Below are 15,174 nucleotides of genomic sequence, written 5' to 3'. Positions count from 1 at the left end.
TCCATTATGAAAACAACAATCCAAACTATTAGCAAAACAAATCCAACAAAAGAAGAACTGCAAACTGCTGCCGGCATTCTACAGAATGGCGGCTTAGTTGCCTTTCCAACAGAAACCGTTTACGGGCTGGGCGGCAATGGCCTTCGGGCAGATGCAGCAAAAAAAATATATGAAGCTAAGGGTCGTCCTTCTGACAATCCTTTGATTATTCATATTGCTGATATAGAAAGTCTTTCCCGTTTAACAGACTCTATTCCAGAGAAGGCTCGTATACTGGCAGAAAAATTCTGGCCGGGTCCACTGACCATGATTTTCCCAAAAAGCAGCCAGGTTCCTTATGGCACCACAGGAGGGCTGGACACCGTCGCTGTCCGCATGCCGTCTCATCCGGCTGCATTAGCACTGATTCGTGAATCCGGTGTTCTAATCGCCGCTCCAAGTGCAAATACCTCTGGCAGGCCAAGCCCTACAAAGGCTTCTCATGTAAAAGAGGATTTAGACGGTAAAATAGATATGATTTTAGACGGCGGTACCGTGGGTATCGGAATTGAATCTACGATTGTAGATATGACCCAGGAGCCTCCGATGATTTTAAGACCCGGCTATATTACAAAGGAAATGCTGGAAGAGGCCATTGGAACTGTTACCATTGATAAAGCCATTCTATCCAAGGCAGATCCAAGCTTAAAGCCAAAAGCTCCTGGTATGAAATACAAGCATTACGCCCCAAAGGGCGATTTAACTATTTATGATGGTGCAGGGGATATCGTTGTTTCCTATATTGCTGCCCGGGCAAAAAAAGAACTGGCTGCCGGACGTACCGTTGGCATTATTGCGACAGAAGAGAGTTTTGAACTTTACAAAAAAGCTTTTTCCGCTGCCGGCTGCAATCTGCCGGAGGAAGGACCTTTAAGCCTCAAGGTCATTGGTTCCCGTAAAGACGAAGCTTCTATTGCCCATAGCCTCTACAGCCTGTTACGTGATTTTGATTCCGCAGGTACACAGATTATCCTGTCCGAATGCTTTTCCTCCGACCAGCTGGGACAGGCTATTATGAATCGGCTTTTGAAGGCTGCTGGCTATCAGATAATTCATTTAAAGGAGGGAGAATGTTACCATGAGTAAATTTCAAAAGGTTATATTTGTATGTACTGGCAACACCTGCCGCAGTCCTATGGCAGAAGTGCTTTTTAAGAGCCTCCAGAGTGACAATAGTATTCAGGTCCTTTCCCGTGGCCTGGTCGTACTTTTCCCGGAGCCTTCTAATCCTAAGGCAGAAACGGTTCTAAAAAGTCATAATCTGATACTGGAAAACCATACCGCTACACCTCTCATGGCAGAAGATATAGATGATGCTACCCTGATCCTTGCTATGACCCAGTCTCAGAAAAACAATATTATTGAAGACTTTGGGCATCCGGAAAACGTCTTTACCCTAAAGGGCTTTGTTGGTGAAGAGGGAGATGTTACCGATCCCTATGGCGGAGATTTAATCGACTACGAAAACTGCTTTGCCCAGCTGGCAAGACTGGTCAAAAAAACAGTAATCAAAATCAATGAACTGGATTAGAAAAATACGCCTCAATTCCCAGAAAAATGCCTTCTGCAATTTTTTCCTGGTATTCCGGCGTTACCAAAAGCTGTGCCTCCTCGTAATTGCTTAAAAAACCACATTCAACAATTACCAGTGGGCACAGACTATTTTTCAGCATATAATAACTTTCATTGGATTTTGCAGCTCTGTGGTTTCCATCCCCTACGGTTTCCTTTATTTTTTCCAAAATTGCCTCTGCCAGCTTCTTAGCCTCTAAAGAAGACGGATAATAAAAGGTCTGGGCTCCCTTTGAGCTTTCCTCACGAAAGCTGTTCTGGTGGATGCTGACAGCAATATCCGCACCGCTTTCATTAATCAAGCCCACTCTTTTCTGCATATCCGAACGCTTTTTATTACTGTCACCCTCGCTATAAAGCCCTTCATCTGTTTCTCTGGTCATAACAACCTTATAACCTGCTTTTTCCAATTTTTCTCTTAGAATAAGGGATATTGACAGGTTAATTTCCTTTTCCAGCCACTCTCTTCCATCAATGCTTCCAGGGGTAAAGCCCCCATCAAAGCCTCCATGCCCCGGATCAATTGCCACAGTCTTCTCTCCCTTTAGGTTCTGGACTAAAGACAAGGCTTCCCGTGAAAACCAGAAAGCCCCGATAAAGAACATCAAAGAAATTCCAAGCTGCATCCATTTTCGATTCATATACAATACCTGAAACTATTTTTGTTCTACTATATGCTTTTTTCGCTCAAATCATACCGCCGCTACAAGAATTTCACGGATAGCATTAAGGGCAGTCTCCACCTCTTCCTCCGTATTATGATACCCAAAGGAAAAACGTATGGTTCCTTCCGGAAAGGTATTAAGCGTCTTGTGGGCATTCGGTGCACAATGCATACCAACCCGTGTCTGGATATGATACTGGCTGTCCAGTTCAAAGGCCAGCACTGCTTCATCCCTTGTATCACACTGTATACTAACTACTGCCGTTCTGCCTTCCATATCTTCTTTTCCAATAAGACGTATACCCGGGATTTTTTTTAAGCCCTGGAGAAACAGCTCCGTCAGACGGCATTCCTTTTCCCGAATCACATCTATCCCTGTCTCCTCCAGATATTCCAGTGCACGGTGCAGTCCCACAATTCCCGGCAAATTCATAGTTCCAGCTTCAAATTTGTCCGGCAAAAACTCCGGTGTGTCCTCCGTATCTGAAATACTTCCTGTACCGCCTGTCACTAAGGGTTCTATTTTCTCAGACAGTTCATCCGTAATCAGAAAGCCACCAATTCCCTGAGGTCCCAAAAGTCCCTTATGTCCGGTAAAAGCCAGGGCATCTATCTGCATTTTCCTCATTGAGATAGGAAATACTCCTGCCGTCTGTGCTGAATCCACAATAAAATAAAGTCCATGCTTCTTTGCAAGCTGTCCAACCTTTTCTAATGGAAGCATTGTACCACAAACGTTGGAACCATGAGTCATAATAACTGCCCTTGTATTTCCACGAATCAAACCTTCCATTTTCTCCAGGCAAAGCTCACCTTTTACATTACAGGGTACCCTGTCAAAGGAAATGATACCGGATTTTTCAAGCTGCACCAAAGGTCGCATAACAGCATTATGCTCCATTGCACTAACAAGTACATGATCACCCTTTTTTAAAAGTCCTTTAATCAGCATGTTTAGTGCATAGGTAATATTTGCTGTAAATACCACATTTTTTGCCTTATCCGGAAGTGGTCCGAAATCAAAAAAACGGCATAGCATCTCTCTTGTTTCGTACACAACCCCTGCGGTTTCATAGGCATCCTCATAGCTTCCACGGTTGATATTTACACCAACCCTTGTAAGATACTCTGCCATCTCTTTTGCAACGCCTTCTCCCTTTGGAAAAGAGGTCGCCGCCTGGTCCAAATAAATCCGATTCATAAAATCCCTCTTTCTATTTTTCTTCAGATACGGTATGATATCCTTGAAAGGAGTGTTTTTCATGGAATATTATCTAATTACCTTTGCCAACACCAATACCGCTATGGCTGCTCAAAAGGAGCTGAAAGGAAAGCTGGACTTTCACATCATGCCAACTCTCCGAGAAATCTCCGGCAGCTGTGGCATATCTATCAAAATCCAGCCCTCCGCTTTTGAAGAAGCAAAGGCTCTTATCCGTGGATTATTTCCTGCTTCTTCCCTATATCAGTTTTATCAAATTACTCCAGAAGCAATTCTCCCTGTGGATTAATTCCTTTATTTTGCATAAGGTGTATTTTCCATTGGGAGGGTAGTTCTGAATTTACCATCATACTTATAATATGCAGCCTGGATTGCCGGTGCTGTTGGAATTGAAGTGATTTCTCCGATTCCAATTGCTCCATAGGCCACATCAATACCCGGCTTCTCAATAATAATACTCTCTACCTCCGGCACCTTATTGGCACGGAACAGCCCCAGAGTACCATATTTTGCCTTCGGCACACCATTCTCCAAAGGATACTTTTCTGTCAGGGCATAGCCCATAGACATAACTACACCGCCCTCAATCTGGCCTTCAACAGACTTTGGATTAACCGCCTTTCCAACATCATGAGCTGCTACAATCTTATCTACGGTTCCATCCTCCTTCAGAATACATACCTGAGTTGCGTAACCATAAGCCACATGAGATACCGGATTTGGCTTATCAGAGCCCATCTTGTCAGTTTTCGCAAGATACTCTGCATAATATTCCTTTCCTTCCAGCTCCTCAAGAGTATGCTTCTTTAAGTCCTCTGCCAGCTGAATACCTGCTCTTCTGCCTGCTTCACCGGTCACCAGTGTCTGTCTGGAGCCAGAGGTTGTTCCTGAATCTGGTGCCATAGAAGTATTCGGTCGGGAATACTGAAGCTTTTCTATCGGAAGTCCTGTAGCTTCGCAAAGCATCTGAATCAATACTGTTCCAATACCCTGACCAATACAGGAGGCTCCTGCATGAATCTGCACCTTTCCATCCTTTACGAAAAGCCTTACACGACCGGTATCCGGAAGTCCTACACCAACGCCTGCATTCTTCATTGCACAGGCAACACCTGCGTATTTGCTGTTTTCAAAAACATCCTTTACTGCTTCCAGCGTTTCTGCCAGTCCGGTAGATGGGTCTGCAATCTGTCCGTTCGGAAGCTCCTGCCCCGGGCGGATTGCATTCCGGTAACGGATTTCCCAAGGAGAAATACCTACCATATCAGCCAGAAGGTTCAGATTACACTCTGTTGCAAAGCAGCTCTGGGTTACACCAAAACCACGAAATGCACCTGCCGGTGGATTATTTGTATATATAGCTTTTCCATCAATATCGATGTTCTGATAATTATATGGTCCTGCCGCATGGGTACAAGCTCTTTGCAGAACCGGTCCACCTAAAGAAGCATAGGCTCCTGTATCCGCAATCAATGTCGCCTGCATGCCGGTCAGATAACCATTTTCATCACAAGCCGTTGTAAATTCCATAATCATCGGATGACGCTTTGGATGTACAATAATGCTTTCTGCTCTGGTCAGCTTAACCTTTACTACCCGCTTTGTAAGATAAGCAATTAAAGCTGCCTGATGCTGTACGGTAACATCCTCTTTGCCTCCAAAGCCACCGCCTACCAGCTTATTTTCAACAATAATTTTTTCCGGTGCAATTCCCAGCATAATGGAACATTCCTTACGGGTATCATAGGTTCCCTGGTCTGTTGAATAGATGTAAACACCATCATCAAAGGGCATAGCAATCGCTGCCTCCGGCTCCAAAAATGCATGCTCCGTAAATGGGGTCTCATACCGTCTTGTTACTTTATATTTTGCTTCTTCAATAGCCTTCCTTGCATTTCCCCTTACAAGATGCTCATGGGCCAGGATATTTCCATCGCTATAGATATGTACCCTCGGAGAATCCTCCTTCATCGCTTCTACAGGATCTGTAATCGGCTCCAGCACCTCATACTCGACCTCAACCAGCTTCTTAGCTTCCTCTAAAATCTCCGGAGTCTCTGCTGCTACCAGGCAGATAGCATCACCAAGATAATGGGTGGTATCTCCAACAGCAATCATCGTATCCCAGTCATGCTTTAAATGACCTACCTTATTATCCCCCGGAATATCAGCTGCTGTAAATACACCAACAACTCCCGGCAGTGCCTTTGCCTTTTCTGTGTGGATTGCCTTAACAACAGCTCTTGGATGCTGGGAACGAAGGGCACTTCCATAAATCATACCCTCGATTTCCACATCGTCTACATACTCTCCTGTACCCAGTACCTTTTCCTCTACATCAATACGATGCAGATAAGTACCAACCTTAACCTCTTCCGGCTTTTCCTCCGGAAGCTTACCTGCCCTGAAAATCTCAGCAGCCAGAAGAATTGCATCTAAAATTTTCTTGTAACCGGTACAACGACAAATATTATTACGAATTGCAAATGCTACCTCTGGTCGGGTTGGATTCGGATTTACATCCAGAAGTCCCTTTGCACAGATTACCATACCCGGAATACAGAAGCCGCACTGTACTGCTCCTGCCTCTCCGAAAGCATAGGTATAGACTTTCTTTTCCCAGTCGGAAAGTCCCTCAACCGTTACTATTGCTTTTCCCTCAAGTTTAGAAACCATAGGCACACATGCCTTGGTTGGCTTCCCATCCACCAAAACTGTGCAGGTTCCACAAGCACCTTCGCTACATCCGTCCTTCACTGACTTTAATTTTAAATCATCCCTTAAAAATCGCATGAGCTTTTTGTCATTTTCTAACGAAAATTCCGTTCCATTTACCGTTAAATGAAACACCTTCACCATCCCCTTTCTACCACAAGAATATCATAGTCTGGCAGAAACCGCAAGGTATTTTTAATTTTTTTTAGGTTGGATAAAAATTTTTGTATCTATGTCTAGAAGCTCCCTTTTTCTAGAAATAAAGAAGGGTTCTGCATCCTCTAAATGGCGGCGAATAACCCTCTTTCCACCTACATCACCCTCCAGTAAAAAAAGCTCCTCAAAGTAGTGCTTACTAATAATACAGGGATTCCCCGCCTCCTCAAGAGTACCCCCCGCTGGCACGGAGCAAAGAATATTCATTTCTCCCTGCCGGAAGCATTGAAGCATCCCATTTACTGTGTCCACAGATAAATAAGGCTGGTCACATACCAAAAACAGAACACCATCTATTTCCGGTCTATGCTCCAGCACCTTCTTAAGTCCCAGCTTCAAAGATAAAGAAATTCCAAAAGCCGGCTGGTCATTCCAAACAACCTGCATCCCCAGCTTGTCAGCTGTTTCCCGAACTTCCTGATATCCTGTTACCACAACCTTTTCCTCTGCTTTGGCTTCTTTAAGAATCTCCATAGCATACTGGTACATCTTTTTTCCCTGAATGTTATCCAAAAGCTTGATTCCGCCATACCGCCGGCTTTCTCCGGCGGCAAGCAAAATCACAGCTAACGTTCTCTCTTTTTTCATTCTATAATGTAATTACCTTTCCAGCAGTCTGCATCCGTCCGGCAATATCATACATATTGCTGACATTTCCGATTTTAAGCTCCTCTGCAATACCAAAAAAGCTTAAGCAGGTTCCGCAAACTAAAATATCAACGCCTTTTTCCTTTAAAGCCCCGAGATGGCTTATAATCTGTTCATCTCCTACTGGAAGCCTTACCCCGCCATTCATAAACAAAACAGCCGTCGGCAGATGTTCCGATTCAGTAAGCGTGTAAAAGAACATTCGCATAAGATTTTTCCCAAGCTCATGATCTCCATCTCCAATCCACTCTTTTCCGATAAACACAACATAATCTTCTCTTGGCACAGCGGAAGGAAGCTCAGAAAGAATCTCTTCACACTCAGCACAGCCCTTCCACATACTTACCAGATAGAGCGAATCCTCTTCCTTTGTCTCTGTCTGGTATCCACAGGAGGCTGCCAGTTTCTTTAGGTTCTCCACAGCCACACGGTTGTCCACCTTAACAAGTAGCTTTTCTTCCCCACTTTCAATTTCCTTTTTTGTCATGATAACCGGCATCGGACACGGTTTTCCCAGTGCATCTACTACTTTGCCCATAATCTCAATCTCCTTTTTTAAGTTTATACTTTTATGTTCATAGGCACATACTGCCTCCAGCACGCCTCCGCCAATAGCTCTCGCCTTGTCAGAAATCGTGTAGCAGTGTTCTGCCTCTGATCTCGCATCAATATCTCCACATTTCATACCGATTGTTACAGACACTCCGGCCTGGAGCATACCTCTTACAAGCCCAGGCATTAAGGCAAATATTTCCTGTCCACCACTTTTCGCCACCAGCTGCCCTTTTTCTACGGTGTCTCCAATCCGTACCACCGGCTCAAAAATACCGTCTGCCGTTGCCCGAATAATTCGCTCTGTCGTATAACCTCCAATATTTCCTGGCACTCCTGTATTTGGAATTGCACTTCCTTCCCAAAGAACCCGTCCCAGGAAATGTCCTCTTTTTGTTTCAACTACAGCATTGCAATCCTCTAAAGCAGTAAACCCTGGTCCTACCCCAATTACAAATTTAGCATCATCCATTTGCGTTCCGATATTTTTCTTTGCAATAATCGCATCAACCAGAATCTCCGGCTGATACTCTTTTCTTATCTCTGCCGTCACATCTACAAATACTGGTATCTTTCCTTCCGATATCGCCTGTTCTGCTTCCGCCAACGTTTCACAGCGTACGGCTGTAATACCCTCTACCACAGCCTCTCCTTCATAAACAGCCCTGGAAAAAGCTACCGTTCTCCGTACAGTTGTTGGTACTGCCGCCTCTGTCATAACCACTGTGTAACCGGCTTTTTTTAACCGCCAGCCAATGCCGGTTGCCAGATCACCAGCCCCCTTAATTAATATCCTCACTTAAATTGCCTCCCTTATAATAACTCCTTTGCCTTTTTGCAGCTTAAAACCATGCATTCACAGCCTCTTTGCAAAAGCTCTTTTTTTATCCTTTCTCCAGCATCCCTCGCCCCCGGTAGATCTGCTTTGTTCAGCATTACCATATACTCAGCCTCCGCAGGAATTCCCTTTTTTGTTCCCTGGGGATGCAACAAAAGCTTCATAAGGTCTGCCTCTGTCATACAGTGTCGAATATCTGTCTCCAATAGTCCTGCCGCCAGCTCTGGACGGAAACACACCTCTTCCAGAGGTCTCCCCAGACAATCCAGCCCTGCTACACCAATGACCAGTTTTGTGTTTTCAGGTATCACGGGCTCATGCTCTGCCGGTACCTTGCAAGGAAAATGCCTGGCACCATCAGCCTCTATAAGTACTGCTGCATCCAAAGCAAACAGCCTCTCTAAAAAATCGTCGGACACACCTGTTATCTTATTTTCCTTTACAGGCTCTCCAACCCAGACAATATGACCTTCATCTAATTGTTTTATAATTTCTTCAAATTGTCCTTCTCTATAATAACCCTCTTCTGGCTCGTACATATGAGTTGTCGTTGTAATAATGACCCTGCTTCCCTTTTTCAAAAGCCATTGAGCCAGAAGCATAATAAGGCTGGTTTTTCCACCAGCCCCTACTACCGCTATTATGCCTTCCTTTTCTTTTCTATTTTTCATTCTACACACCGTCGAAAAATTCTCGTCAAATATGTCAAGCCGCTTTTTAAAGCTTCCATTTAATTTACATATTTAACAATAACATTCCATATACTCTGCTTTTCCAGACCTAACTTCCAGCCTGCCACACCAGCCACCTGAGCCTCATCAATCAGCTTCATCTTAGCCTCAATAGAATCATCCTCTTCCAGCCATACCTTATAAACAGCTCCATTCTCCTCCACTTCAGCATAGTACTGTCCATCCTTCTTTGACCACTTTGGTTCAACACCCCTGTCAGCAAGCCAATTTATCGCCTGGTTCATACCATAAGCAGCACTTGTAATCTCTGTCTTTCCGTCCTTTTCCTCTTCCCTCCAAATCCGGGTATAGAAAGGAATTCCGATAATATTCTTTTCAGCTGGAACTACCTCCAGCATATCCTTAATCGCTTTCTCCACATAACCAAGGGATGCTACAGAGCCACTTTCCTCAGAAGCCGAAGTATGCTCATCATAGGCCATCGTAATAACATAATCTACTACCTTACCCTGCTCTTTTCTATCGTAATGCGCCGTATATCCAGGTGCATAGTTATCTACTGAAAGAACGATGCCGTTGCTTCGGCACTTTACCGACAATTCACGGATAAACTGAATAAAATGAACACCCGCTTCCCTTGTAATCTTTTCAAAATCAATATTAATTCCATCCAGATTATACTTAATCGCACTGGCAATCAATTCATTTTCCAGCTTTTCTCTTCTGGACGTATAGCTTAACAGCTCATACATATTTACATTCTTGGTATCAAAATCATCACAGAGAGCCCATACCTCAACTCCGGCATTATGTGCCCTGGTAACGTAGGTCTCACTAGCCAGGGAAGTGATTGCCCCTTTATTATTCGCTACGGAAAACCAAGTTGGAGAAACCGTTGTAACTCCCTTTGTACTTCCCAAAAGATTTAAAAGTCCATCATTGGCAGCCATATTTGTAACCTGGTGCCATACCAGATTAATCTTGTAGTCCTTAGAAATTCTAGGGTACTCTTCCTCTTGATAATCATTACTTAAAAGCTCTGTCACCGGCTCACCCAGGCGGTTTTTCTTCACATATCCTACAATACCATCCTGAGTAACCACCTTTACATAATCTTCAGCAATCGTCTCTGCTTCCCCTTCAGAAAGCTCTGCATAAAGAACCTTATCTCCTTTTTTAAGCTCTGCAACACCCGGAGCCTTAATATTAGACAATGTTCTGATTTTTGCCTTTTTCTTTGCGGTAGCATAAGTATATTCCTGATTCCACTTATAAGTCAGTACAATTCTGTTCGGTTCTGTATATAATTCATATTCCAGGTTAGAAAACAGCTTTACATAGTCTGCTGCCACATAAACCTTATCACCATCGGTCTTTACAATCTGATACTTGGTATCTGTCTTACTTTTATTTACATAATAAGCCCTGCTTCCTACCTCCGCTTTAATTACCTCTGTTGCAGTCGTATAGATAAGCAGATTTTCATTGGCATCCCAATAAAACCGTTTATTCAGATAGCCGGCAACAGTATCATAATCAATATAGGCCTCTCCATCTATCAAAAATCCTTTTTCTTCATGAACCTTATCCTGAAGTACAATTAAAAGCTCGTCCCCCTCTATCCCATAATAATCCGTCAGAGACACCATCTCATTATTTGGTGCAAACTTTTTTATCAAAATGGCTACACCTGTTATCAATACAACAAGTAAAAACAAGGTGATTCCAACATACGCTTTCTTTTTTACATCCGTATTCATCTTAAGTCCTCCTGTTTCCCCCAGAATTCATCTTTTCAAGCTTCGCTTTTTAGTATACCACTTTTTCCTTTCAACGTCATTAACTTTTTAACAGCTGCCGGAGAAATTAAGAAATTCATAAGAATTTCCCCGGCAGCTCTCTAATAAAGGGCATACGTTTTATTGATTACTGTATTTTGGGGGTTTTGGTATTTTAACCCTGGAAAAACTTATTTCTATAATTCTACCGTTATCATCTCCTATATAGTCCTCCATATATGTTATTTCCTCCTGTACTCCTGGGAGCGTTTCTATTGACTCAATACCACAGATGCCATCTACTCGGACAGAGATTCCGCCAATGATGGCACGCCGTATCTCTTCCATAATCCATCTTATTTCACCTTCTTCCATATATCCTCCTTCTCCCGCTGTAAAAAGGTGCTTTTCGTGAGACAAATTCCATTCCATGCGGGATTTATCATCAGTCAAAATAAATAATCTCATCCTCTGCGGACTCCTCAACAGACTCTTCTGTTTTCTCTTTTATCTCCATTTCTCCGACACCAGCATTTACAGACAAGGAATTTCCTTCATCCTTCCATTCATTCCAAATCTGCCATTCCAGAACATTCTCTGCCTTTTCTACTATGTTCGGATCATCTTCAATCAACTGTGCTACTACATCATTTACCTTGTAGTTCATAATAGCAGCCTTTTGATTTTTTTCGATATACATAACTGCATAAATATTACAGCCATCATTCAAAAAAGCCTCTACAGCCGCACTGGATAATCTTAAAATTTCTTCTTCAGACACATGAAGCCAAATTGCATTTTCTCCTACCCCTTCCTCAGACCAGGTAATATCCTGTACCTGTTTCTTGGATAGAAGGACAAAATCTGCTCCATTTGGAAAAGAGATACGGATATCAATATAATCTCCCTTTTTTATCCGCTCTGTTAATTTAATAAAGGTGTATTTGTGAAGTCTCATGTCATCCGTAATCGGCTCGCCTTCGTACACGGAATCCTCCATAAGTCGCATTCCTTCCGCTGTGTCTCTTATAAGCCTTGTTCCTTCTGCCTGTGCAGCTGTAAGATAGCTTTCTCCAGTTCCTGTATCATACTCAAATACTGCAAGGTCAGCCTTCGTCAACAGCTCATTCCGTTTCATAGAACGTACCAGCTGACATCCGAAGGCCCTCCCGGACTCCTTTTTCCGGTATTTTAAAAAGCCTTGCATTCCAAAGAAAATCATGCTTACCAAAAGACTTATAAGTCCTAAAACTGCTGTGATTTTTAATACCTTCCTTTTGTAGCTTCTGTTCATTTTACATCACTTTCTCCCTCCTTGAATCAGGGACAAAAACACTTTCTCACAAGCCGCTGTCAACGGCTCATGTAAAGGCTGCCAGCCTAAAACTGCAACTGGAGTTTCCAGATATTCTGTTAATCTACGAGCCTCCTTCTGGCTGCTAAGAGAAAGCACTCCCTGCCATGCAAGCTCCGGAGCCATCTGTCTGACCCCTTTTACCGCCTGACAAAACCGTCCCTGCCGCCAGGGTGCACCGCTGCCTACCAAAACTGCTCTGGCTTCCTGTGGCAGCCCTTTCTTCCAGAAATTTAAATCAGTCCCCATATCTGCTATTATATAATCATAGTTTTCCAGACAAAGCTCCTCTAATCCTCTCCCCTCCAGACTCTCATAGTCAGCGGAGAAACGACTTTTTTGAATATACTGGATATCTCTGTGATTATTTACTTCTAAAAACAGCGTCCGTGCCCCTCTTCTTTCTTCTAAAAATTCTGCCAGTAAAATACCGGTATGGGTTACTCCTGCACCAGGTCCGGCACCAACCAAATAAACTGTTTTTGGAAGCCTTAGTTCCCTTCTTTTCATAAAAACTCCTCTTGAAAAGCCTTTCCGTAAGCTCTGAAAGCTCCTTATCCTTCTCCAGTACTTTTTCGCGGTAAGGCATCCTAAGACAGCTTGTCTTTTTTTCCTTTACCAAAGAGAAAAACTCCCTGGCTGAAATCAGATTCACCAAAAAGTAAAGCCGTCCACTCTTCCCGTCCTTCTCATGAAATTTTCTTCGTAAAATCTCCTTCTCTGCTGTTTCCCATAATCCCATCTCCCACGGTCTTGCACAAGTTACCAGACAAACGGTATCCTTTTCCCAAAAAGCTTCTCCCGCCTCCTGGTAGACTCCATAATCACAGATAAAGACCTCGTATTCCTGATATTTGTTTCTGAGATGCTCCGGTTCACCGCAAAGAATCGGACATGTCCACCTGCTTTCCTTTAGATAAAGCCTCTGGATATCCTTCTTGCTCCCTGCTTCTACATAAACAGCCCTTTGTCCCTGGCGACACAGATATTCCGTAAGTACAAGACAGATAAATGTCACCCCACATCTTGGCTGTACTCCTGCAAAAGCAGCCACAAGAGATGCTCCTCTCCGGTCGGGCAATCCTTTGCCTTCCTTTGGACTCAACACCAGCAATCTTTCTACTATCTGGTCTATTGTTTCAATACGTTCAGCTTTGTTATATTTTAAGCATTGAAATACCAGCTCTTTAAAGGCTCTGCTGTATTCTTGTTCTGTTTCCAACAGCTTTAATCCCGCTGCTCCGGTAGCTCCTGCTGCCATAAAAAGCATGAGATTCCCCAAGCCATATATATCACTCTGCCCATCTGCACCCTCCAGTGTATATTGCTCCGGTGCTGCAAACCCCCTGGTACCCATAGATATACTATTTCTGTTTTCTCCCCTTCTTCTTGCTGCTCCAAAGTCAATTACTTTAATTTTTAACTTTTCAATGATAATGTTGTCCGGTTTTAAATCCAGATAAAGTATTGGTTGTTCTGCGGAATGTAATAATTGAAATACCTTACAGATTTGCAAGCAGATCTCTATAATCTCTGCTTCTCTGATACGTCCCTGCTTTAAACACAGGTCTTTTAAAGACAGTCCCTTTACATACTCCATAACGATATAGGAGTACTCTCTATCCTCCTCCACATCATAAATCTGTGGAATCCCCGGATGTACAAGGTCTTTTAGAATATCGGCCTCCTGCATCAGCTGTTCATAAGCCGGATGGCTCTTCCTGATTCGTTTGATTGCCCGAAAATACTTAAGACGGATATGCTCCGCCAGAAATACACTCCCGGTCCCTCCTTCTCCCAGCTGACCTAAAATCCGATATTTTTGAAACCAGATTTCGGTGCTGATAGTTCTCCCCCTTTCTTTTGCCAATGTTTTACATCTATGGTTATTATAACCACCTTTCTTTTTCTTTGCAAATGTTATTTTGCCGTCAAAATTTCCAATATTTCGACAAAAATTTTGGTTAATTTTTTATTAAATTTTTTGTCACAAGCCTTATTTCCTTATATTTTATTGACTTTATTTCCATTTTAAATTATACTTTGTTTACAATCACAGTGTAGGATTTGTATAGAAAAGGATGTGATTTTATGAAAATAGAAAAAATCAGCGATAATCAGATTCGCTGCACCTTAAGCAAAAAAGATTTACTGGAAAGAGAGCTCCGTATCAGTGAGCTAGCTTATGGTACAGAAAAGGCAAAGGCTCTCTTTCGAGATATGATACAGCAGGCTTCCTATGAGTTCGGCTTTGAAGCAGAAGATATTCCTCTTATGATTGAGGCTATTCCCATTTCTCCCGATTCTCTGGTTCTTGTTATTACCAAGGTAGAAGATCCGGAGGAACTGGATACCCGGTTTTCCCGCTTTTCACCGGAGCAGATGGATGAGGATGACAGCCCTGATGAAGAAGAGGATACCGCCTATGCCGACGAGATTCTGCATTGCTTTGACCAGCTTAATGAATTGATGGAAGGCACAGAGGAAGAGAAGGATACCTCCTCTGACGATTTTATTCCACTTCCTGAGGCTCTTGGTCAGAAAAAGAAAAAAGAGAGCGAGGAGCTTAAACCAATTACTGTACAGACAGATTTAACTAAGGTTTTTTCCTTCCGCTCTCTGGAGGAAATCATCCGTCTGTCTGCTCATATTGTATATTCTTATAACGGTATAAATACAGTCTATAAAAATCCGGTCAATGGTACCTATTATCTGGTTATCAGTAAATCAGAGCATACACCAGAGGAGTTTAATAAGATATGCAATATTATTTCTGAATATGGTTCCTCCGAACGGGCAACCTATGCAAGCCCTGCATATTATGCAGAGCATTTTGAGCTCATTATAAAAGACAATGCCATTCAAAGACTTTCTGTGATGTAAA

Annotated in this window: 14 protein-coding genes; 4 read left to right on the top strand and 10 right to left on the bottom strand. The window is 43.0% G+C overall.

Annotated features, from left to right (window positions below; genetic code table 11):
* Positions 1 to 6 precede the first annotated feature (6 nt).
* Positions 7 to 1,125 (top strand): L-threonylcarbamoyladenylate synthase, encoded by a 1,119-nt coding sequence (locus ASU35_RS07090; RefSeq protein WP_058352356.1) that lies wholly within the window; start codon positions 7 to 9, stop codon positions 1,123 to 1,125.
* Positions 1,118 to 1,570 carry a low molecular weight protein arginine phosphatase gene (locus ASU35_RS07085; RefSeq protein ID WP_058352336.1) on the top strand — a complete coding sequence of 151 codons (453 nt, stop codon included), beginning with the start codon at positions 1,118 to 1,120 and terminating at the stop codon, positions 1,568 to 1,570. The genes ASU35_RS07090 and ASU35_RS07085 overlap by 8 nt, the downstream gene beginning before the upstream one ends.
* Here ASU35_RS07085 and ASU35_RS07080 read toward each other — a convergent pair.
* Together ASU35_RS07080 and ASU35_RS07075 are read right to left on the bottom strand one after the other, a co-directional pair.
* On the bottom strand, positions 1,554 to 2,252 hold the full coding sequence (locus tag ASU35_RS07080) for an N-acetylmuramoyl-L-alanine amidase (RefSeq protein ID WP_058352335.1): 699 nt from the start codon (positions 2,250 to 2,252) through the stop codon (positions 1,554 to 1,556). The two genes, ASU35_RS07085 and ASU35_RS07080, sit on opposite strands and share 17 nt — an antisense overlap.
* Positions 2,253 to 2,303: 51 nt before the next feature.
* Positions 2,304 to 3,476, bottom strand: a complete 1,173-nt coding sequence (locus ASU35_RS07075; protein ID WP_058352334.1) for an aminotransferase class V-fold PLP-dependent enzyme — start codon at positions 3,474 to 3,476, stop codon at positions 2,304 to 2,306.
* Between the two features lie 61 nt (positions 3,477 to 3,537).
* On the opposite strand from ASU35_RS07075, the gene ASU35_RS07070 reads away from it, so the two are divergent.
* Positions 3,538 to 3,786: a putative Se/S carrier protein gene (locus tag ASU35_RS07070; RefSeq protein WP_058352333.1), complete on the top strand. Its 249-nt coding sequence runs from the start codon at positions 3,538 to 3,540 to the stop codon at positions 3,784 to 3,786.
* A 5-nt stretch (positions 3,787 to 3,791) separates the two neighbouring features.
* Here the strand turns inward: ASU35_RS07070 and xdh are convergent, their stop codons facing one another.
* The 8 genes from xdh to ASU35_RS07025 form a co-directional block, all read right to left on the bottom strand.
* On the bottom strand, positions 3,792 to 6,347 hold the full coding sequence (gene xdh / locus ASU35_RS07065; protein WP_058352355.1) for a selenium-dependent xanthine dehydrogenase: 2,556 nt from the start codon (positions 6,345 to 6,347) through the stop codon (positions 3,792 to 3,794).
* 60 nt (positions 6,348 to 6,407) lie between these two features.
* Positions 6,408 to 7,016: a nucleotidyltransferase family protein gene (locus ASU35_RS07060; protein WP_058352332.1), complete on the bottom strand. Its 609-nt coding sequence runs from the start codon at positions 7,014 to 7,016 to the stop codon at positions 6,408 to 6,410.
* 1 nt (position 7,017) lies between these two features.
* Positions 7,018 to 8,427 carry a selenium-dependent molybdenum cofactor biosynthesis protein YqeB gene (yqeB, locus tag ASU35_RS18610; RefSeq protein WP_083504183.1) on the bottom strand — a complete coding sequence of 470 codons (1,410 nt, stop codon included), beginning with the start codon at positions 8,425 to 8,427 and terminating at the stop codon, positions 7,018 to 7,020.
* Positions 8,428 to 8,441: 14 nt separating this feature from the next.
* Complete coding sequence (yqeC, locus tag ASU35_RS07050) at positions 8,442 to 9,137, bottom strand: selenium cofactor biosynthesis protein YqeC (RefSeq protein ID WP_058352331.1); 696 nt, start codon at positions 9,135 to 9,137, stop codon at positions 8,442 to 8,444.
* Positions 9,138 to 9,196: 59 nt separating this feature from the next.
* Positions 9,197 to 10,918, bottom strand: coding sequence for a glycosyl hydrolase family 18 protein (locus ASU35_RS07045; RefSeq protein WP_058352330.1), 1,722 nt, complete (start codon positions 10,916 to 10,918; stop codon positions 9,197 to 9,199).
* Positions 10,919 to 11,077: 159 nt separating this feature from the next.
* Positions 11,078 to 11,404, bottom strand: a complete 327-nt coding sequence (locus ASU35_RS07040; protein WP_058352329.1) for a hypothetical protein — start codon at positions 11,402 to 11,404, stop codon at positions 11,078 to 11,080.
* Positions 11,382 to 12,230 carry a hypothetical protein gene (locus ASU35_RS07035; protein ID WP_058352328.1) on the bottom strand — a complete coding sequence of 283 codons (849 nt, stop codon included), beginning with the start codon at positions 12,228 to 12,230 and terminating at the stop codon, positions 11,382 to 11,384. Before ASU35_RS07035 ends, ASU35_RS07040 begins: the two co-directional genes overlap by 23 nt.
* A 424-nt stretch (positions 12,231 to 12,654) precedes the next feature.
* A complete protein-coding gene (locus tag ASU35_RS07025) occupies positions 12,655 to 14,160 on the bottom strand; it encodes a serine/threonine-protein kinase (RefSeq protein WP_058352326.1) in 1,506 nt (501 codons plus the stop codon).
* A 221-nt stretch (positions 14,161 to 14,381) separates the two neighbouring features.
* Here ASU35_RS07025 and ASU35_RS07020 point away from each other — a divergent pair, with 221 nt between their 5' ends.
* Entirely contained in the window at positions 14,382 to 15,173 is a 792-nt protein-coding gene (locus ASU35_RS07020; protein WP_058352325.1) for an adaptor protein MecA, read from the top strand.
* Position 15,174: the final 1 nt, after the last annotated feature.

Origin of the sequence: Acetivibrio ethanolgignens, assembly GCF_001461035.1 — a bacterium.
GTDB classification, from domain to species: domain Bacteria; phylum Bacillota; class Clostridia; order Lachnospirales; family Lachnospiraceae; genus Velocimicrobium; species Velocimicrobium ethanolgignens.
Note: the sequence above shows the minus strand (reverse complement) of the source record. Positions and strands in the feature narration are given on the sequence as shown.

Bases quoted from the DNA above. Each gene is read 5' to 3' on its own strand.
- ASU35_RS07060 (WP_058352332.1), bottom strand. From the start codon at position 7,016: ATGAAAAAAGAGAGAACGTTAGCTGTGATTTTGCTTGCCGCCGGAGAA.
- ASU35_RS07045 (WP_058352330.1), bottom strand. From the start codon at position 10,918: ATGAATACGGATGTAAAAAAGAAAGCGTATGTTGGAATCACCTTGTTT.
- ASU35_RS07040 (WP_058352329.1), bottom strand. From the start codon at position 11,404: ATGAGATTATTTATTTTGACTGATGATAAATCCCGCATGGAATGGAAT.
- ASU35_RS07035 (WP_058352328.1), bottom strand. From the start codon at position 12,230: ATGAACAGAAGCTACAAAAGGAAGGTATTAAAAATCACAGCAGTTTTA.
- ASU35_RS07020 (WP_058352325.1), top strand. From the start codon at position 14,382: ATGAAAATAGAAAAAATCAGCGATAATCAGATTCGCTGCACCTTAAGC.
- ASU35_RS07085 (WP_058352336.1), top strand. From the start codon at position 1,118: ATGAGTAAATTTCAAAAGGTTATATTTGTATGTACTGGCAACACCTGC.
- ASU35_RS07090 (WP_058352356.1), top strand. From the start codon at position 7: ATGAAAACAACAATCCAAACTATTAGCAAAACAAATCCAACAAAAGAA.
- ASU35_RS07075 (WP_058352334.1), bottom strand. From the start codon at position 3,476: ATGAATCGGATTTATTTGGACCAGGCGGCGACCTCTTTTCCAAAGGGA.
- ASU35_RS07070 (WP_058352333.1), top strand. From the start codon at position 3,538: ATGGAATATTATCTAATTACCTTTGCCAACACCAATACCGCTATGGCT.
- yqeC (WP_058352331.1), bottom strand. From the start codon at position 9,137: ATGAAAAATAGAAAAGAAAAGGAAGGCATAATAGCGGTAGTAGGGGCT.
- ASU35_RS07080 (WP_058352335.1), bottom strand. From the start codon at position 2,252: ATGAATCGAAAATGGATGCAGCTTGGAATTTCTTTGATGTTCTTTATC.